The organism is Olsenella sp. An285, from assembly GCF_002159625.1.
GTDB classification, from domain to species: Bacteria; Actinomycetota; Coriobacteriia; order Coriobacteriales; family Atopobiaceae; genus Thermophilibacter; species Thermophilibacter avicola.
In genome coordinates this window covers 1-16,945 of the sequence record NZ_NFIZ01000016.1, presented here as the reverse complement: position 1 = coordinate 16,945, position 16,945 = coordinate 1, and the positions used below count along the sequence as shown (strand labels likewise).

Here is a 16,945-nt window from a genome sequence, read left to right as displayed (position 1 = left end):
ATGGCTGACGAGAGCACGTTCCCGCTGGACGGCGACGGGCTGCGCGAGGTCGTCTGGGACGAGTGCGACGCGCCCTTCGCGGGGCCGTTCGTGGCATCGCCGGCGGACGCGGAGGGGCGCGGGATCGCGCTCTCGGTGACGCGCGGCGGGGAGGCGGCGGACCTGACGGGCGCCTCGCTCTACCTGCTGTGGCGCCACCGGGAGCTGCGCGTGCGCGGCTGCGAGCCGCTCGAGGAGGTAGACGCCGAGACGGGCAAGTTCCGCGTGTTCTGGCCCGCCGCGATGGCGCGGGCCGAGGGTACCGTGGACGCCCAGGTCATGGTCTCCTGGGACGAGCGTACGCTCTCGTCTCTGAGCTTCGCGGTGCTGGTGGGGCCGGCGCTCGTCGGCGGCGAGGGCGGGGGCTCCGACGGGTACTCGCTCTTTCTCGACGCGCTCAAGAAGTTCGAGGACGCGGACGGCGTCATCGCCGACGCCGTGGCCAAGGCACAGGAGGCCGTGACGACGGCCCAGGGCGCGGTGGCCACGGCGGGACAGGCGGTCGAGGCGGCGCAGGGGGCGTCCGGCGCGGTCGCCGCCGCCAACGCGGCCGCCGCCGCGGCGACGCAGGCGAAGGACGAGCTGCTCGCCGCCGCAGAGCGCGGCGACTTCGACGGGGCGGACGGCCTGCCGGGCGCCGACGGCGAAGACGGCGCGCCGGGCGCGGACGGGGCCGACGGCGTGAGCCCGACCGCGAAGGTCGAGCAGACCGAGGCGGGCGCGCTGGTGACGGTCACCGACGCTGTGGGCACCACCACCGCCACCCTCTCGCACGGACCCAAGGGTGACAAGGGCGATGACGGGGAGAAGGGCGACAAGGGGGACCCGTTCACGTACGGGGACTTCACGCCGGCGCAGCTGGAGGCGCTGCGCGGCCCGCAGGGCTTGCAGGGGCCTCCGGGCGAAGATGGCGAGGACGGGCAGGACGGCGCGCCGGGCGCGGACGGCGTCAGCTGCACGCACTCGTGGTCCGGCTCCGTGCTCACGGTGACGAGCGCGAGCGGCACGAGCTCGGCGAACCTGCGAGGCCCGAAGGGCGACGCCTTCACCTACGCGGACTTCACCGCCGAGCAGCTCGAGGCCCTGCGCGGTGCGGACGGCTCCGACGGCGCGCCGGGCGCGGACGGTCAGGACGGCGCCCCCGGCTCTGATGGGCAGGACGGCGCGGACGCCGAGATCACGGGGGCGACCGCCACGGTGGACGCCTCCACGGGAACGCCGTCGGTGACCGTGACGCTCGGCGGCACGCCGGGGGCGCGCACGTTCGCCTTCGCCTTCTCCGGCCTCAAGGGCGAGGTCGGCGAGCAGGGGCCGCAGGGCGCGCCCGGGCAGGACGGCGAGGACGGCGCGCCCGGCGCGACGCCCGACCTCTCGGCATACGCGACGAAGCAGTACGTCGACCAGGCGATCGCCGCCCTGGACGACCTGAGCGAGGTGGAGTTCTGATGGCCGTGGGGACGATCCAGAGGAGCGTGCTCACCGACATCGCGAACGCCATCCGCGCCCAGAACGGCGGCACGGGCACCTACCTGCCCTCGGAGATGGCGGCGGCGGTGCTCGCGCTCGACGGCACCAGGGCGGGGGCGCCTCTCCAGGCGACGCCGGGTGCCGGCACGGGCGTGATCTCGGACTCCGTGTTCGACGGCATCGCCGGCGCGATCCGAGCGCAGAACGGGCTCTCCGAGACGTACACGCCGGGCGAGATGGCGCCGGCGATACTCGCGCTCTCCTGGGACGTGGGCGTGAAGATGCGCGCGATCCTGCTCGCGGACGGCACACTCGAGTTCAACTACCGCGACGGACGCTCCTCCGACGTGCCCGGTGCGGTCATCCTGGACGTCTGGGAGGTGGACCCGGAGGGCTACTCGTCGGCCGGCGCCCGCCCCTGGGACGACGTGAAGCTCTCCGTGACGCGCGTCGTGTTCGACGGCGACTTCTCCGAGGGCGGGCTCGCCAACGCGAGCTACCTCTTCCACGGGTTCGAGAACCTCGTGGAGGTGGAGGGCTTCGAGGAGCTCTCCGGCGCGACCAGCATGAACCAGATGTTCGTGAGCTGCGCCTCGCTCGAGACGATCTGGGCGGACGGGTTCACCTCGTCCGCCGCGAACGGGTCGCTCATGTTCAGCGGCTGCAGCAGGCTCGTGGGCGGCCAGGGCTACGTGCCGGGGCAGATGGACAACCACGCGGAGCTCAACTACGGGGCGGACGGCGTGCTGACCGACCCCGCGAGCGACCAGCGCGAGTGGTTCCGCTGCTTCCTCTACGCCGACGGCGGGCTCGTGCTGACGGCCGCGGCCGAGCCCGAGGCGGGGCGGGAGCTCGTGTCGTCGGGACGCCTGTGCGCGAACGCCCGGTACAACTCCGTCGGCTACCAGCCATGGTACGACCACCGGCACGACGTGGAGGCGGTGGAGATCGCCGCCGACATGGCGGCCTACGACCACGTGAACACGAACTACTGGTTCTACGGGCACCAGTCGATCACCGACGTGACGGGGATGGGAAACCTCTGCGGCGTGCGCGAGATGCAGCACACCTTCAACAGCTGCGTGGGGCTCACCGAGATCGACCTGTCCGGGCTCGACCCGTCCTCGCTCGAGGACCTCGCCTACACCTTCGGCGGGTGCGGGTCGCTCGTGACGATCTGGGCGGACGCCGACTGGGCGCTACCGGCGTCCGGCGTCTCCGGCTTCCAGACGTTCTACCAGTGCTCCTCGCTCGTGGGAGGGGCGGGAACGACCTACTCGAGCTCGCGCGCGGGCTATCAGTACATGAGGATCGACGGCGTGGGCGGCGCCGGCTACCTCACCGCGAAGAGCTCTTGACAAGCACCCCTCCGGCGCGTGCGGCGCCTGCGCCGCATGTGCCGGAGGGGTGGACGCGCCGCCGGATAGCCCTCGGGACGAACCCGCCGTGCGGGCGGCGCGAGAGGCGGGACATTGCCGCGATTATGTGCCGAGACTTACTCTGAAAAACGACAGCACTTATCCCGTATAGCTCCTGTTTACCAGCTTGCCGCCCACATACGCAAGTTCATGAGCACTCTCCGAGATATATTTTGCTACGGAGTGCCACTCTCTTTTGAACTTGAAGAACAACTCGCCGTCTATTCTTTTGATCGGGCAAGTGTATGTTCCTGTTCCTGCTGCGATCCGACACCATTCGCAGGCTTTGTTGACCATCATCACTATCATGCTTCCTCGCTCTCCCCTCCTGTATCCTCTTCTCCTTCTTCTGGCTCGGGTGCATCCTCTTCTTGCTCAACCGCTGGCTCCTCGACAGTCGTTCTCTCTGCCTGCATTTCGTAGGCGTGTATCCCGTTTACGAGTTCCGCTTTCGCCTCATTTGCCAGGGCCTTCTTCTTGCTGTACTGCCCGTAGATTAAGGCTGCTCCTGCGAAGAGGGACCCGGCCACAAGGGCGCCTATTCCCGCCCCCTCAATCCTTCCTTGTCCGTGTGCGTTCTTCTCAAGCGTGCTTAGCAGGAGGTCGGGCCCACCCGCCTCCTTGGCCATGTGCGAAAGATCTGCGTAATCCCAAGACATGCATGCTCCTTTCTCAGTTCTCAAGCTCCTCAATCTCTTTGCGGCGCTCTTCAGTCAGCTCAAGAGTTTCAATGAAACCGCTCATTGCCTCTGCTATGTAAGTCTCAGCAACATGGAGCCGTTCGAGTGACCGCTCATCCATCCGTGCCAGCATGCTCGGTGGCGTCATCCCACCTTCTTTGTAGAACTTGCCGAGTATGTAGAACGTGACATAGGGGTCGTCCTCGTTTGCGTTCTCAGCCGCGGAGTACGCAGCGGCCACGGCGGCGTTCGCCTCTTCTGACCTTGCGGGGATTCCCCGCGCCTCTAGGTCTAATAGCGCAATGAGCATTTGATTTACGATGTAAGCGAACGGCCCGAACTCCTTCGATTCCTCGATTATCTGGGCCATTCTCTCGTCCAGCTCGGACATGTCGGCATCAGCCATGCGGCTGTTCGCGCTCTCCGCCCACTTGAAGTAGTTGACAAGCTCCCTCTCCCCCTCGTCCCCTTCATCCGCCAAGATCCAGGCGTACTCGGGATGACGAAGCAGGGCGTGCATGGCCTCTCCCGTATTCGGGCCGGACCCATTCCCGATGAGCTTCCTCACTTCCTTGGCGAGGAACAGGCGCTCCCTGCCCTTGCGCAGCTGCGTCTCGAGCTCTGAGATTCTGCAATCGAGAGACTCCCGCACATCGAACCCTGGCGCAGCAAGCGCTTCCCTGACCTCCTTTGTTATGTATCCAAGGTCCTTAAACAGCTTGATGAGAAAGAGGGTAGTGAGGTCATCCTCAGAGAAGAGCATGTATCCAGCCTCGCTCCTTTCCGGCGAGATCAGGCCCCACTCCACATAACGCTGCAGAGTCCTCTTTTTTATCCCGGTCAGCTTGCTGACCTCCCCAGTTTTTATCATCTCCTTCACCTCCATCTTGAGCATAAACTGCGACGTAGTGTCGCAGTCAAGCGACTTTTTCGAAATCGTCCAAATATATCTTTGTGAACTCCTTTGTGAAGCGACGGAAGGCTACGCTTCGCAACATATCCGCAGCTAGACATGCTCGTTTGTGACCGCGTCGGACACTTCTCCCAGAGGGCGGGGCGTTCCCGCTCGAGGGAGGAGGCGCGCATGGAGTCGGTCGTGGCGGCGCTCGTGACGGGGGTGCTCACCCTCGCCGGGGTGCTCGTGTCCAACTCGCGCAGCCGCGCGGTCATGGAGGTCAAGATCGACAACCTGACGCGTCAGGTCGAGAGGCACAACTGCCTCGTCGAGCGCACCTACGCCCTGGAGCAGGACGTCGCCGTCGTGAAGGCGGAGATCGACAACCTGAGGAAGGGGCAATGATGGAGGCTTTCCTGACATCCAACGAGTGGCCGTGGCGCCTGGCGCGGACCATCGTGCAGGGCGTGCTCGGCGTGGTCGTGGCCAACGTGGACATGCTCGTGGGCTGCGCGGTGCTGGAGCCGGAGTGGCGGGCGATCGTGGTGGCGCTCGTGATGGCCGTGCTGTCGCCGGTGATGGCGGAGCTCGGCGCGGCGCTGCCGTCGGGCGGTGGTCCCGATGAGTGAGCGCGAGTTCGCGAGCGAGGAGGAGCGCTGGGAGGCGCTGCGCGGCGAGGGCGTCGAGGCGGCCGCGCCGGACGGCTGGGAGCCCGACGAGGGCGAGGACGGCGGCTTCGAGGAGGTCGCCGATGGCGTATAGCATCCTCTTCAAGCAGTGCGGGAGTGACCACATGACGCGCGGGCGCTCGCGCGCGATCGACCGCATCGTGGTGCACTTCACGGCGACGCTCGCCTCCGCGCGCAACAACGCGACGTACTTCGCGCGGAACGAGGGCCAGGGCGCGAGCGCCCACTACTTCGTCGACGACATCACGCCCGAGATCTACCAGAGCGTTGCCGAGGGCGACACCGCCTGGCACGCCGGCGACTGGCAGATGAACTGCCGCGCGATCGGCATCGAGGTCGTCTCGGCCGGCGAGGACTTCAGCGCGACCGAGGTCGAGAAGCTGGGCTGGCTCGTGAGGAAGCTCATGGCCAAGTACGGCATCGGCGCCTCCGGGGTCATCCGCCACTACGACGTGACGGGGAAGCTCTGCCCCGCGCCCTACGTGGCAGCGTCCAAGTGGGCTGCGCTGAAGGCGCGCATCACGGGCGGGGGCTCCTCCGGCGGGACGACTGCGGTTGCCCCGGAGGGCACGGTCGCGGAGCTCGCGCGGCGCGTCATCGCCGGGGAGTTCGGAAACGGGGACGCGCGCCGCGCGGCACTGGGGAGCCGCTACCCGGAGGTGCAGGCGGAGGTGAACCGCATCCTTGCGGGCGGCTCCGGCGGGGGCGCGGCACAGTCGCCGGCGGCCGACGACGTGGACGACCTCGCGCGCCGGGTGATCGCGGGCGAGTTCGGAAACGGGGCGGCGCGCAAGGCGGCGCTGGGCGACCGCTACGCGGAGGTCCAGGCGCGCGTGAACGAGATGCTGGGCGCCGGGGGCTCCGGCGGGTCGTCCGGCGGCGCGGACGTCGACGCGCTGGCGCGCGCCGTCATCCGCGGCGACTACGGTAACGGCACCGAGCGCAAGCGCCGCCTGGGGAGTCTCTACGACGCCGTGCAGGCTCGCGTGAACGAGATCCTGTCGTGACGCGGGAGGACGCCCGCTGGGGCGTGGGCGTGGTGCTCTCGGTGGTGCTTCTCGTCGTCGCGCTGCCGCTCGTGCCGCTGCTCTGGCTCGCGGGCAGGCTAGATCCGTAGCGTTCCGTCGCTTCACGAAGGTCTACACAAGGAGAGGCCCTCGTCCCTGGGATGGGACGAGGGCCTCCGTCGCTACCGCCTCCGGCGCGGGCCGTCTCTGAGCGTCGGGAAGTCGCGGTGCCTGGGGCCGTCCACGAGCACCTCGTACCACCACTCGCGGCTTCGCGGCCCGTCCGCCGCGAGGTCGTCGATCAGGCGGGTCTGGGTGACCTCGTCGAGTTCCGCGAACTCGTCGCGCATCGCGTTCTCGATGGCGGAGGAGCTCGCGATCATGTCGTGTAGGATCTGCTTCTTCTCCTCGATGGTGAAGCTCTCAGGCGAGATGTCCATGAGCTCTGCCATGAAGTAGGCGTGGTCCTCGGCGTCCTCGAGTGCCTTCCAGTCGGTCATGTCTGTGCTCCATTTCTCTCATGTAGTGAGTTTTCCCCTTATCTGGGGTGGTACGAATTGCGGTACGAATAAACCCGCTCGGAGCGTTTCACGCCGTTGCGAAGTGTTATTCGGACTTCAATACGACACCTATAACTACCTGCGAGAATGTTGCATTCTGTTACCCGCTGTTCCGAACTGGGGTGCGTCTCCTAATTAGCTCGCGGCTATGCGGAAGACGGCGTTTCGGCGAGCGTGGTCGCGGCGCTGCCGGGCGCGAGGGGGCGGGGCGCCGGGGCGCCCCTCGGGACCGCTGGATAGCCGCCGAGCACGACCCCCGACGAAGGTGCAGAAGGCTATCGAAGCGGTCCGGCTGACTGCAGCCTTCGACGGAGTCGACCATACAACACCCGCCCCATCCGGACGGAGTTGCGAAGGAATGCGTGGAATTGCGGGTTGCCGAGGCAGAGGGAGAACAGTGCGGGAAGGTCGGAATGGGAAAGTTTCCTGATCGACGCGACTACACCGTTGAGCGCGTCGCCGTTCATCATTTCACCCGCCGGTCGTTCTTCTAGTCACCGTATGGCATCCAGCATCAATTTAGGCCCCATAATCAACTAGAGCCAGTCCCCGAAAGGACCGGCCCTTACAAAACCTCGAAGGTTTTTGCATCTAGAGACATCGTGTCATCAAGGACACATGTCGTCAAGCAGCCTCGAAATGAAGAGTCCGGCTCCCGAATCGATTGGGCCGAACAATGTTGGACAGCTGTGGCTTATAGGACAAAAAGTGTGTCTGCTCAGTCCCAGTCCATGCGGTATGGCTCCGAGTGGTGCAGCTCCGACCAGACGATGGCGTCGCCCCACCGGGGGATGGTCCCCTCGAGCCTCTCGCGCTCGCCCGGGCGCTCGTAGATGGCGGCGATCGAGCGGTCCGTGGGCATCACGCGCAGGACCTCGGCGGCGGGCAGCGGGCTCGGGCTGTGCATGTAGCACCACCAGAAGATCGCCTTGAGCCTGCGCTCGATCGACAGCCCCCCGTGGTCGCGCAGCATCGCCCTGAGCTGCGCGTTGGCGCCTCCCTCGATCCGGTTGTTGGTCGAGGGGAGCGGGCCGTCCCGGACCAGCCCGGGGTCGAGGTAGGTGAAGAGCGTCCCGGCGTTGACGAGGCGCACGGGCGAGCGGCGGGCCTTCACGAGCCCCTCGTGGGTCAGCGTCGCCCTGCCGTCCTCGCCCCTGGTCGTCTCGGCCAGGAACGAGTCCCAGCGCTCGGACCACGCGAGCAGCGCCTGGACCCACCCGTCCGCCTCCCCGAGCGTCGTGATCGAGAGCAGCGCCCTCGCCAGCCCGTAGAGCTCGGCCCCGGCCTGCGTGCGGAGCCTCCTCGTGGTGTAGCGCCTCACCTGGCAGAAGGCGTGGAACACGCACCTCTGGTGCCTCGTCCCGGGCCACGTCCCCCTGAGGGCCCTGGCGAAGCCGTCGCCGCCGTCGGAGACGGCGACCTCGGGCGCCGCGACGCGCGACATCAGCGCCGACCAGGCGCGGCTGTTCTCGGCGCGGCACAGGTGCCAGCCGAGCGCGCGCTCGTCGTCGGAGGCTATCAGCACGACGGCCCTCCTGCCGAGGTGTATGCCGTCGAGGTAGACGACCCTCCCGGGCGCCTCCACCTTCGGCGGCATCGGCCAGATCTCCCGGAAGGAGGCCGTCTTCCTGCGGAACGTCCGGCCCCCGCCGGGCATGTCCGCCTGCCTGGAGCGGCCGAGCAGCCAGCCCAGGAAGAGCGCGAGGAGCTTGGCCGCGCCGTCGATCCTCCTGACCGAGCTCGCCCCGCAGGAGGTGCACCTCCACCGCGTCCGGCCCGCGCTCGTCTTGCCGCTTCGCTTCATCTTCGCCCCGCAGAGGGGGCAGAATCTCGTCTTCACCGCAGGGACCGCCTCACGACCAACTTATCGGGCCGCTTTAGCATGGTCTAGCTGGTCGTTCGCGGAGGGGCGGACACACATTTTGTCCAGGCGGGCAGTTGGGGCGGGCCAACTCCAGCACCTAGTTCTATGGCTCCTACCTGCGGATACGAGGGTGATTCGGACACACTTTTTGTCCTATAACCCACAGCTGTTTGGACGCCATTTGGACAGATACGAAAACAGCTCAGAGCCGATATGCTCTGAGCTGCGAATTCGTGGTGGGCGTTACAAGATTTGAACTTGTGACCTCTTCCGTGTCAGGGAAGCGCTCTCCCCCTGAGCTAAACGCCCTTATGTTGTTCACGCCACATAGGGGACTGCAGCGCGAGGGATATATTAGCAAGGAACCTCTCCCAAGCGCAAGCCCCAATTTGGACTTTTTTCTGAACCGGACCGATGCCGGTCCAGTCCTCGCGGGGCAGCCCCACCGCGCGCGGGGCCCTACTTCTCCCCCGCCGCCTCCGCGGCCTTCTCCGCCTCCGCCTTCTTTGCGGCGGCAGCAGCCTTGCCGGCGGCAATGCGGGCCTCGACGTCCGATCCGCCGGCGGCCTTCTTGGAGCCCGCGATCACGGCCTTCTTCTTGGCGCCGGGCTTGACGGTGACGCCGCCACGGGCGCCGCCGGCCTTCTTGGATCCGGTGCCCCTGCCGCTCACGAAGCCGCGGACGCGCTTCCAGACGCGCTTGACACGGCGGTTGATTGACTCGCCACTCGTGGAGCGCAGGCCCATGCAGGGCGCGGCGATGATGACGGGCAGCAGGTACTCGATCGCACGCCAGATGACGAAGCCGGCCGTGAGGTGGATGCCGTACATCCCCTTGAAGAGGTAGGCGAAGCCCACCTCGGCTCCGCCCGCGCCGCCCGGAAGCGGCACGGCGTTGACCAGCAGCTCGAGCATGGAGCCCGAGGCGAGGCAGATCATGAAGTCAGCCGGCTCGCCAAAGGAGCGCAGCACGAAGTACGGCAGCGCATACATGCAGCCCAGCTGAAGCAGCGTCACGCCCATCGTGGCGAGCATCTCGGGCACGTTGACGGCCGCACGCTTGAAGGCGCGGGAGAACTCCATGACTTGGGTGTTCACCACGTCGTAGTACTTCTCGTACTTGTCGTCCTTGAGCCACTTGCGGCGGTTGGCAAAACGCAGCGCCCAGTTGCCCACGGCCATGACGGGCTTGGGCAGGAGACACAGGGCAACGAAGCCGGCCACCTGCACGACCTTGAAGCCAAAGAGGAAGAGGCCGACGAGCGTTACGTCGCCGAAGGTCTCGTAGAAGTAGCTGCCGCAGAAGAGCAGCATGATGGCAGCAAAGACGCCCTCTCCGGTCTCGTAGATGATGGTGCGCGTGAAGTTGAGCGCGCTCGCGGCGCCGGCGGACATGCCCGCGCGCGTGAGGCGGAAGATCTGCGCGGGCGGGGCGCCGGCGCTGTTGGGCGTGAGGCGCATGAAGAAGACGCCCGAGGCCTCGACGCTCATGAGGTCGCGGATGCCCACGGGGCAGTCCGGGTCCGCCGCGACGGAGAGCACGTAGGCGAGGATGCCGAAGACGTAGTAGAACAGGAAGCAGACCACGCCCGCCACGATCCAGGACATGTCCACGCCGGCGAGCGACGTCACGAACTCGTCCACCTGCCCGGTGAAGACGAGGTAGAGCGCATAGGCAACGGCAACGAAGCCAAGGAAGACGACGGTCTTGCGCACCTGTCCCATGGACTTCTTGTCCGCCGCGTTGTCCGCCGGGGAGACCGAGCGCACGGCAGAGACCTTAAGCGCGACCTTCTTGGGCGCCGCCTTGGGCTTCTTCTGGGTGTCCTGCTCTTCTGCCACGCGGCGCTCCAGACGTCGGGCCGTTACGTTAGTCAGACTAGTGTAGCGCGGGCCCGCCGCGCCCGGAGCGCTGGCTGCCGGCGAGCGGCGACTCTACGCCTATTCTCCCTCTCTCCAGCCCTTGGCCACGTCGACCCATCCGCGCGCGCCCGAGGCGAGCTCGAGCTCGTCGCAGGTGAGCTCCACGGCCGAGCTGGAGCTGCCCGCGGCGGGCCACACGGTCTCAAAGCGGCGGAGCGACTCGTCGAGAAAGACGTCGACCCCCGGGTTCACGCCAAAGGGGCACACGCCTCCCACGGCGTGGCCCACGAGCTCGGACGCCTGCTCGGCAGAGAGCATCTTGGCCTTGGTGTGGAAGGTGGCCTTGAACGCCTGGTTGTTCACGCGGGCGTCCCCGGCAAAGACGATGAGCGTGGGGGTCTCCCCCACCATGAAGCTGAGCGTCTTGGCGATGCGCGCGGGCTCCACGCCCACGGCCTGCGCCGCGAGCTCCACCGTGGCGCTCGAGACGTCGAACTCGCGAATCTTCTCGGCAAGGCCGAACTGCGCGAGGTGCGCCCGGGCCCTCTCTATGGACATGGCTCCTCCCTCCGAGCATGTGTCCCATGTCCCGTTTGGGGACAGGATACTTTTGGGACATCTGGGGGATGTCCCAAAAGTATCCTGTCCCCAAACGGGACATGGGACACGTTCACTGCACGATGCCGCCGCCGAGGCAGCGAAGGCCATCGTAGACCACCGCGGACTGGCCGGGGGCCACGCGACGAACGGGTTCGTCAAAGCGCAACACGGCGGAGGCGCCGTCCCCCGGCTCGACCCACGCCTCGCGAAGCTCGCCCGTGTGGCGGGTGCGCACGAGGTAGCGCCCGGGCGCGGGCGGCTCGCCCGCGATCCAGCGCACGTCCGAGAGAGAAACCTCGCTCGCAAAGAGCGCGGGGCTGTCATGATTCGCCGTGACGTACACGACGTTCTTCTCGACGTCCGTGGAGACCACGTAGCGCGCCGGCCCGCCGCCGAGGTCGAGGCCGCGGCGCTGGCCCACCGTGAAGAGGAAGGCACCGTCGTGGCGCCCCAGCACCCGCCCGGTCTCCCACTCCACGACGTCGCCCGCGCGGCGCTCGAGCGCGTCGAGCAGGAAGGTGCGGATGCCCACCGGCCCGATGAAGCATATGCCGTCCGAGTCCGGCTTTGCCTCGACGCCCAGGCCGCGCTCGGCGCACATGCGGCGGACCTCAGCCTTGTCGCGAATCTCGCCCACCGGGAGCAGCGCCCGGGAGAGCGCCTCCTCGCCCACGCGCCAGAGGAAGTAGGTCTGGTCCTTGTGCTCGTCCAGGGCGCGCAGGAGGCGCGTGCGACCGTCCTCCCCGCGCTCGACCCGGCCGTAGTGTCCCGTGGCCACGTAGTCCGCGCCCTCGGCGAGCGCCCGCTCGAGGAAGGTCCCGAACTTGATGGTCTGGTTGCACATCACGTCCGGGTTGGGCGTGTAGCCGTGGGCGTAGGAGTCCACGAGGTAGTCCACCACGGTAGCGCGGTACTCCTCCTCGCAGTCCCAGACCTCGAGGTCTATGCCCAGCGTCACCGCCACGCGCTCCGCGTCCGCCAGGTCGTCCGCCCAGGGACAGCGAAAGCCGGGCAGGTCGCGCGACCAGTTGCGCATGTAGACCGCCGTGACGTCAAAGCCCTGCTCCAGGAGCAGGGCGCAGGCGAGCGCGGAGTCCACGCCGCCGGAGAGGCCGCAGAAGACGCGCGCGCCACGCGGTGTCGCCCGGCTCACCATGCGTACCCGTCGTTTCCGGCGGCGCCTCCCGCGCCAGGCCGACGGACGCGCATGGACGCCCCCGGAGCACCCGCGAGAAGCGCCTCGACGCGCGCTGCCTGGCCGGCGTCGTCGAGCCCCAGGCGCTCCATCTCGGCGCGCACGGCGCCCGCGATGGCCTCCGCGGCATAGTCGACGTCCTCTGGGGAGGTGGGGCGGCCGAGCGTGAGGCGCAGGCTCCCCTCGGCAAGCTCGCGCGGCATGCCCACGGCCTCGAGGACGTGGCTCACGCGCATGCGGCTCGCCGCGCAGGCGGAGCCCGTTCCCACGTAGACGCCAGCGCGCTCGAGTGCGATGACGAGGCGGCGCGCCTCGATGCCCGCGAAGGAGACGCTCAGAAGCCCCGGGAGCCGGCGCTTGGGGCTGCGCGGCCCCGCCACCACGGCCCACGGCACCCGCTCGACGATTCCCGCGCGCAGGCGCTCGCGCAGCCCGGCGAGGCGGCGCGCCTCCTCAGCGCGACGCTCGCACGCGAGCTCGAGCGCCCGCGCAAAGCCCACGATTCCGGCGACATTCTCGGTGCCGGAGCGCACGCCTCCCTCCTGACCGCCGCCGTAGACGAGCGGGCGCAGCCGGACGTCATCGGACGCCCAGAGCAGGCCCACCTGCTTGGGGCCGTAGATCTTTGCGGCGGAGAGCGTGAGCAGGTCGACGCCCAGAGTGCTCACGTTGACGGAGAGGGTGCCCGCCGCCTGGGAGGCATCGGTGTGCAGGTAGATGGGCGTCCGCTCCCCCGCCTCCAGGCGCCGGGCGCACTCGCTCGCCACCACCCGGGAGATCTCCCGGACGGGCTGCACGCAGCCGATCTCGCCGTTTGTGAGCTCAACGGAGACGAGCTCGGTATCAGGCCGTATGGCACGCGCCACGACGGCGGGGTCCACGAGGCCGTCTGCGCCCACGCGCACCGTGCGCCGGGCGTGCGTGGCGGCGCAGGCGAGCACGCTCTCGTGCTCGATCGCATCCACCACCACATGTCCCTCCACGGCCGCGAAGGCCAGGTTGTTGGCCTCCGTGGCGCCCGCGGTGAAGACCACGTTGTCGGGTCGGGCGCCGATGAGGCGCGCGACGGTGCCCCGGGCGCGCTCGACGTCGTCCCTCGCCTCGCGGGCGCGGGAGTAGGGCGCGGAGGGGTTCCAGAAGCGCTCCGTGAGATAGGGCAGCGTCACCGCCACGACCTCCGGGTCCATGGGCGTCGCGGCGGCGTAGTCGAGGCAGACCTCGCGACCAGGCGTCATGGGCGCACCCCCTCGCTCTCCCCGCCCGCGGGCTCCTCGGCCTCCGCAGCGGTCTCCTCCAGGATGATGTTGCCGTTCTCGTCGACCTTGTCGCGCTTGTCGCCGATCTTGAGGTTCTGGAAGCGACTCGAGATGAACTCGTCGGAGTAGTTGGTGTCCACCCACTGCTCGAAGGCGTTGGCGGGAGGCTCGCCGGCGTCGCGCTCCGTCTTGCGGTCGAAGCACACGAGCGTCATGGCAACGTCAGCCACGAGATAGATTGCCACCAGGGTCACGAAGACGGCCTGGCGGCGCGTGGTGGGCATGCCGATCTGGTAGAGCAGGCGCGGCATGACGGCGCGGCACCACACGAGACCCAGAAGGCCCCAGGCGGCGAGGAAGCGCCACGCCACCCACTGCGTGATGTGGTCCGGCAGGTGAAGGTAGGTCCAGGACTCCGCGTCGAAGAAGGTGGACATGGACCACCCGGCAAGCTGCTCGAGCACCCCGCCCACGAGCGCGGAGACCAGGAAGACCTGCCACCCCTTGGCGCCGCGGGAGCGCAGGAAGAAGCTCAGGACCGTGAGCAGCACCGCGCCAAGGCCGTAGAGGGGCGAGAAGGGCCCCCATACCAGGCCCACGCGGTTCTCCGTCAGGCCGGCGCTCACGAGCATCCAGACCTCCTCTATGAGAAGGCCCGCCATCGAGCCCACGAAGAAGATGATGACGATCTGGTACCAGCCCAGGTGCAGGTGATCGAGGTACTCCTCGACGGCGGCGTTGGAGGCGCGCCAGCGGGCGAAGATGCGGCCGAGGCCGCGCTGGCGCCCCGCGCGGGCGAGCTCCCGCTCGAGGGCGTCCTCCGACTCCTCGAGCGCCGTCTCCGCGCGCTCGACGTCGTCCTCGTCCAGCTTGTCCCCGCGCGAGAGCCACTCCCAGAAGTAGACGACCGTCCTCACGAACCCCTGCATGACGGCAAACAGGAAGGCAAGGAAGAAGACCGTGAAAAGCATGCGCTCAAGCTCCCCTACGAAGACGGCTGCGGACGTTGGCTGTAAAGAATAGCAAAAGGGCCGGTCTGATGACCGGCCCCTCATTCACATGGAGCGGGCTACGGGGTTCGAACCCGCGACCTCCACCTTGGCAAGGTGGCGCGCTACCAACTGCGCTAAGCCCGCGACGCAAGGAGATATATTACGCGAGCGGCCACGGGATTGCAAGCGTCAATTTGGGTCGGCAGCGGCGAGTCAAGAGAAAGGGCACCCCCGTGGGGGTGCCCGTCACGTCCTGGAGGCGAAGCCCGGATTCGAACCGGGGGTCAGGGCTTTGCAGGCCCGTGCCTTACCACTTGGCCACTTCGCCGTATGAAAAAGGCCGAACGAATCCGGCCTGGTGCTCACATGGAGCGGGCTACGGGGTTCGAACCCGCGACCTCCACCTTGGCAAGGTGGCGCGCTACCAACTGCGCTAAGCCCGCAAGCGCAGGGAATACTATACGGGGCCGCGCCCGCCGGCGCAAGGGGAAAATCGAGAAAAGATGAAGGACTCGTGGAGGCCGGGGCTCGCGCCCTATGCCGCAGGGGAGTCCGGCGAGGCGAGCGCGTCGTAGAGCTTGACGAGGCGAACGACGGTGCCCTCCCCCGTCTGCTTGGGTGCGATGCTCACGGAGTCTGCCAGCAGGCGCATGAGGCGTATGCCCCTGCCCCTCTCAGAGGCGGGGCCCGCCTCGGGCGGCTCCTCGTCCTCCCCGAGGGAGAAGCCGCAGCCGCAGTCGGTGACCTCAACGGTCACCCGATCCGGGTAGGCGGCGACGGTGGCGAGGACCCCTCCCCCGCAGGTGTGGTCGACGGCGTTGCCGAGAGCCTCTCCGCAGGCGAGCGTCATGTCGAAGACGTCGTCCGAGGAGAGGGGGAGGTCGGCGAGGAGCCTCGACAGCCTGTCGCGGGCGCCGGAGAGCTCCCCCGCGCCCACGCGAAACGTCGTTCGCCAGCGCGGGAGCACCGACGGGTCGAGCGCCGTCACGGTGCGCCGGGCGCCCGCGCGGGAGACCGGCATGAAGTCGACCATGCGCATGAGGCTGAGCGCGCGGTAGAGCTGGGCGGAGACGTTGATGAGGGAGAGCAGGCCGCCGAGCTCCCTCACGCGCCTGAGCTCGGAGAGGATGAGAGCCATGCCGGCGGAGTCAACGTAGCCAACGTCCGCCATGTTCATGAAGATGCGCCTGGAGCCAGACGCAATCAGGCCGTCCAGCCTGTGCCTGACGGCGGGGACGGAGCTGACGTCGAGGTCCCCGCTCACGTCCACGAGCCCTATGTTCACCGATGCGCCCATGCCGGGTTTATTCCCCAGATGGCGCCGTTCTTATCGCTCGTCCGAAGAGTTCGTCCCAAGTTTTAGGCCCGTCTCGTCGATGCGCAGGGCCAGCATGGCGACGTCGTCGTCGAGGTTCTGTCCGGTGAACGCCTCGAGCGTCGCCAGCAGCCGGTCCACGAAGCCGTCGAAGGGCTTCGTGGAGTCGGACTCTCTCATGACCATGTCGCGCAGCCCCTCCTCGCCGAAGAAGGCACCCGAGGGGTCGCGCGCCTCGGTCGTGCCGTCCGTGTAGAGGAGCAGGACGTCGCCGGGCGCGAGGCTCACCTTTCCGTCGACGTAGGTCATGTCATGGAAGGCGCCCACCACGCCCGACTGCACGTCGAGGATCGAGATCTCGTCCGCGCCGTCGTGGATGAGCAGCGCCGGCGGGTGGCCGGCGGAGCAGTACCTCAGGGTCCCAGCGGAGAGGTCGACGATGCCCACGAAGAGCGTGGCAAAGGTCTCGATGCGCGAGAAGCCCAGGAGGAACTCGTTGAGCGAGCGCACCATGCGTGCGGGGGCGAGCCCCTCCCACGCATAGGCCCCGAGCGCCGTCTTGACGGCGGCGGAGACCGAGGCCGCCTCCACGCCCTTGCCCGAGACGTCGCCCATGATGACGCAGGCGCGGTGGTCCGGCAGGCGGATGAGGTCGTAGAAGTCCCCGCCCACGAAGGCGGCCTCCGTGGCCGAGGAGTAGACGGCCTGCGCGGTGATGCCCTCCACCTGCTGAAGCTCGTTTCTCATGCCCGCCTGGAGGGCCTGCGAGATGCGCTTGTCCTGCTCGCGGGCGAGGACGCCGCGCGCGATGTCGCGCGCGTCCTCCGCCAGGCCGCGCAGGAAGTCGAGCTCGAGCTCGTCGAAGGGCTCCGCCCCGTCCGGGCGCAGCACCATGGAGCAGAGCCGCCTGCCGTCGAGCACGCCGAGGTCGATGAGCGCGCCCACGCACGGCTCCCCCAGGTCGCGCAGGTACGTGCTGAGCTCGGAGTCGGGCACAATGGGAACCACGGCCACCCCGTCCACGAGGTGCGGGGCCACGAGGGCGGCGAGGTCGACCGGCAGCTCGCGCACGCCCGTGAGCGGCAGGTCCGCCACGACGACCCCC

17 protein-coding genes and 4 tRNA genes are annotated in these 16,945 nt (G+C 68.1%); 6 read left to right on the top strand and 15 right to left on the bottom strand.

The window, feature by feature from the left end:
• Both B5F79_RS09635 and B5F79_RS09630 read left to right on the top strand, forming a co-directional pair.
• The gene (locus B5F79_RS09635; protein ID WP_087220840.1) at window positions 1–1,485 is read left to right on the top strand and encodes a BppU family phage baseplate upper protein; all 1,485 of its coding nucleotides are present in this window, start codon (window positions 1–3) and stop codon (window positions 1,483–1,485) included.
• Window positions 1,485–2,864 carry a hypothetical protein gene (locus B5F79_RS09630; RefSeq protein ID WP_087220837.1) on the top strand — a complete coding sequence of 460 codons (1,380 nt, stop codon included), beginning with the start codon at window positions 1,485–1,487 and terminating at the stop codon, window positions 2,862–2,864. Before B5F79_RS09635 ends, B5F79_RS09630 begins: the two co-directional genes overlap by 1 nt.
• Before the next feature lie 365 nt (window positions 2,865–3,229).
• Here the strand turns inward: B5F79_RS09630 and B5F79_RS09620 are convergent, their stop codons facing one another.
• Both B5F79_RS09620 and B5F79_RS09615 read right to left on the bottom strand, forming a co-directional pair.
• Window positions 3,230–3,583, bottom strand: coding sequence for a hypothetical protein (locus B5F79_RS09620; protein WP_087220831.1), 354 nt, complete (start codon window positions 3,581–3,583; stop codon window positions 3,230–3,232).
• Between the two features lie 13 nt (window positions 3,584–3,596).
• Entirely contained in the window at window positions 3,597–4,499 is a 903-nt protein-coding gene (locus B5F79_RS09615; protein WP_087220828.1) for a MerR family transcriptional regulator, read from the bottom strand.
• 189 nt (window positions 4,500–4,688) lie between these two features.
• Here B5F79_RS09615 and B5F79_RS09610 point away from each other — a divergent pair, with 189 nt between their 5' ends.
• Genes B5F79_RS09610 through B5F79_RS09600 form a run of 4 tightly spaced genes read left to right on the top strand, consistent with a single transcriptional unit; the run spans window position 4,689 to window position 6,195 of the window.
• Entirely contained in the window at window positions 4,689–4,904 is a 216-nt protein-coding gene (locus tag B5F79_RS09610) for a hypothetical protein (protein ID WP_072374353.1), read from the top strand.
• On the top strand, window positions 4,901–5,128 hold the full coding sequence (locus B5F79_RS09605; protein ID WP_206391112.1) for a hypothetical protein: 228 nt from the start codon (window positions 4,901–4,903) through the stop codon (window positions 5,126–5,128). Before B5F79_RS09610 ends, B5F79_RS09605 begins: the two co-directional genes overlap by 4 nt.
• On the top strand, window positions 5,121–5,261 hold the full coding sequence (locus B5F79_RS11015; RefSeq protein ID WP_158094877.1) for a hypothetical protein: 141 nt from the start codon (window positions 5,121–5,123) through the stop codon (window positions 5,259–5,261). The genes B5F79_RS09605 and B5F79_RS11015 overlap by 8 nt, the downstream gene beginning before the upstream one ends.
• Window positions 5,251–6,195: an N-acetylmuramoyl-L-alanine amidase gene (locus B5F79_RS09600; protein WP_087220826.1), complete on the top strand. Its 945-nt coding sequence runs from the start codon at window positions 5,251–5,253 to the stop codon at window positions 6,193–6,195. The genes B5F79_RS11015 and B5F79_RS09600 overlap by 11 nt, the downstream gene beginning before the upstream one ends.
• Before the next feature lie 182 nt (window positions 6,196–6,377).
• Here B5F79_RS09600 and B5F79_RS09595 read toward each other — a convergent pair whose 3' ends face one another.
• The 13 genes from B5F79_RS09595 to B5F79_RS09535 all read right to left on the bottom strand — a co-directional run.
• Window positions 6,378–6,695: a hypothetical protein gene (locus B5F79_RS09595; protein ID WP_087220823.1), complete on the bottom strand. Its 318-nt coding sequence runs from the start codon at window positions 6,693–6,695 to the stop codon at window positions 6,378–6,380.
• A gap of 778 nt (window positions 6,696–7,473) precedes the next feature.
• Window positions 7,474–8,595 carry an IS1249 family transposase gene (locus B5F79_RS09590; RefSeq protein WP_143786285.1) on the bottom strand — a complete coding sequence of 374 codons (1,122 nt, stop codon included), beginning with the start codon at window positions 8,593–8,595 and terminating at the stop codon, window positions 7,474–7,476.
• A gap of 258 nt (window positions 8,596–8,853) precedes the next feature.
• Window positions 8,854–8,928, bottom strand: a tRNA-Val gene (locus B5F79_RS09585).
• A 150-nt stretch (window positions 8,929–9,078) separates the two neighbouring features.
• Window positions 9,079–10,461, bottom strand: coding sequence for a lysylphosphatidylglycerol synthase transmembrane domain-containing protein (locus tag B5F79_RS09580; RefSeq protein WP_241147308.1), 1,383 nt, complete (start codon window positions 10,459–10,461; stop codon window positions 9,079–9,081).
• 99 nt (window positions 10,462–10,560) lie between these two features.
• A complete protein-coding gene (locus B5F79_RS09575; RefSeq protein ID WP_087220817.1) occupies window positions 10,561–11,040 on the bottom strand; it encodes a YbaK/EbsC family protein in 480 nt (159 codons plus the stop codon).
• Window positions 11,041–11,152: 112 nt separating this feature from the next.
• Window positions 11,153–12,238: a tRNA 2-thiouridine(34) synthase MnmA gene (mnmA, locus tag B5F79_RS09570; protein WP_087220814.1), complete on the bottom strand. Its 1,086-nt coding sequence runs from the start codon at window positions 12,236–12,238 to the stop codon at window positions 11,153–11,155.
• Complete coding sequence (locus B5F79_RS09565) at window positions 12,232–13,512, bottom strand: cysteine desulfurase family protein (RefSeq protein WP_087220811.1); 1,281 nt, start codon at window positions 13,510–13,512, stop codon at window positions 12,232–12,234. The genes mnmA and B5F79_RS09565 overlap by 7 nt, the downstream gene beginning before the upstream one ends.
• A complete protein-coding gene (locus B5F79_RS09560; RefSeq protein WP_087220808.1) occupies window positions 13,509–14,504 on the bottom strand; it encodes a putative ABC transporter permease in 996 nt (331 codons plus the stop codon). Before B5F79_RS09560 ends, B5F79_RS09565 begins: the two co-directional genes overlap by 4 nt.
• An 89-nt stretch (window positions 14,505–14,593) precedes the next feature.
• A tRNA-Gly gene (locus B5F79_RS09555) sits at window positions 14,594–14,669 on the bottom strand.
• Window positions 14,670–14,779: 110 nt separating this feature from the next.
• Window positions 14,780–14,853, bottom strand: a tRNA-Cys gene (locus B5F79_RS09550).
• A 39-nt stretch (window positions 14,854–14,892) separates the two neighbouring features.
• Window positions 14,893–14,968 (bottom strand) — tRNA-Gly (locus B5F79_RS09545).
• Between the two features lie 92 nt (window positions 14,969–15,060).
• On the bottom strand, window positions 15,061–15,822 hold the full coding sequence (locus tag B5F79_RS09540) for an anti-sigma factor antagonist (protein WP_087220805.1): 762 nt from the start codon (window positions 15,820–15,822) through the stop codon (window positions 15,061–15,063).
• Between the two features lie 30 nt (window positions 15,823–15,852).
• Window positions 15,853–16,945 (bottom strand): PP2C family protein-serine/threonine phosphatase (locus B5F79_RS09535; protein WP_143786284.1); only part of this gene is annotated, 1,093 nt, incomplete at its 5' end.

What these genes read in the sequence shown, in the direction of transcription:
- B5F79_RS09635 (WP_087220840.1), top strand. Translation starts at nt 1, where the DNA reads ATGGCTGACGAGAGCACGTTCCCGCTGGACGGCGACGGGCTGCGCGAG.
- B5F79_RS09630 (WP_087220837.1), top strand. Translation starts at nt 1,485, where the DNA reads ATGGCCGTGGGGACGATCCAGAGGAGCGTGCTCACCGACATCGCGAAC.
- B5F79_RS09620 (WP_087220831.1), bottom strand. Translation starts at nt 3,583, where the DNA reads ATGTCTTGGGATTACGCAGATCTTTCGCACATGGCCAAGGAGGCGGGT.
- B5F79_RS09615 (WP_087220828.1), bottom strand. Translation starts at nt 4,499, where the DNA reads ATGCTCAAGATGGAGGTGAAGGAGATGATAAAAACTGGGGAGGTCAGC.
- B5F79_RS09610 (WP_072374353.1), top strand. Translation starts at nt 4,689, where the DNA reads ATGGAGTCGGTCGTGGCGGCGCTCGTGACGGGGGTGCTCACCCTCGCC.
- B5F79_RS09605 (WP_206391112.1), top strand. Translation starts at nt 4,901, where the DNA reads ATGATGGAGGCTTTCCTGACATCCAACGAGTGGCCGTGGCGCCTGGCG.
- B5F79_RS11015 (WP_158094877.1), top strand. Translation starts at nt 5,121, where the DNA reads ATGAGTGAGCGCGAGTTCGCGAGCGAGGAGGAGCGCTGGGAGGCGCTG.
- B5F79_RS09600 (WP_087220826.1), top strand. Translation starts at nt 5,251, where the DNA reads ATGGCGTATAGCATCCTCTTCAAGCAGTGCGGGAGTGACCACATGACG.
- B5F79_RS09595 (WP_087220823.1), bottom strand. Translation starts at nt 6,695, where the DNA reads ATGACCGACTGGAAGGCACTCGAGGACGCCGAGGACCACGCCTACTTC.
- B5F79_RS09575 (WP_087220817.1), bottom strand. Translation starts at nt 11,040, where the DNA reads ATGTCCATAGAGAGGGCCCGGGCGCACCTCGCGCAGTTCGGCCTTGCC.
- mnmA (WP_087220814.1), bottom strand. Translation starts at nt 12,238, where the DNA reads ATGGTGAGCCGGGCGACACCGCGTGGCGCGCGCGTCTTCTGCGGCCTC.
- B5F79_RS09565 (WP_087220811.1), bottom strand. Translation starts at nt 13,512, where the DNA reads ATGACGCCTGGTCGCGAGGTCTGCCTCGACTACGCCGCCGCGACGCCC.
- B5F79_RS09560 (WP_087220808.1), bottom strand. Translation starts at nt 14,504, where the DNA reads ATGCTTTTCACGGTCTTCTTCCTTGCCTTCCTGTTTGCCGTCATGCAG.
- B5F79_RS09540 (WP_087220805.1), bottom strand. Translation starts at nt 15,822, where the DNA reads ATGGGCGCATCGGTGAACATAGGGCTCGTGGACGTGAGCGGGGACCTC.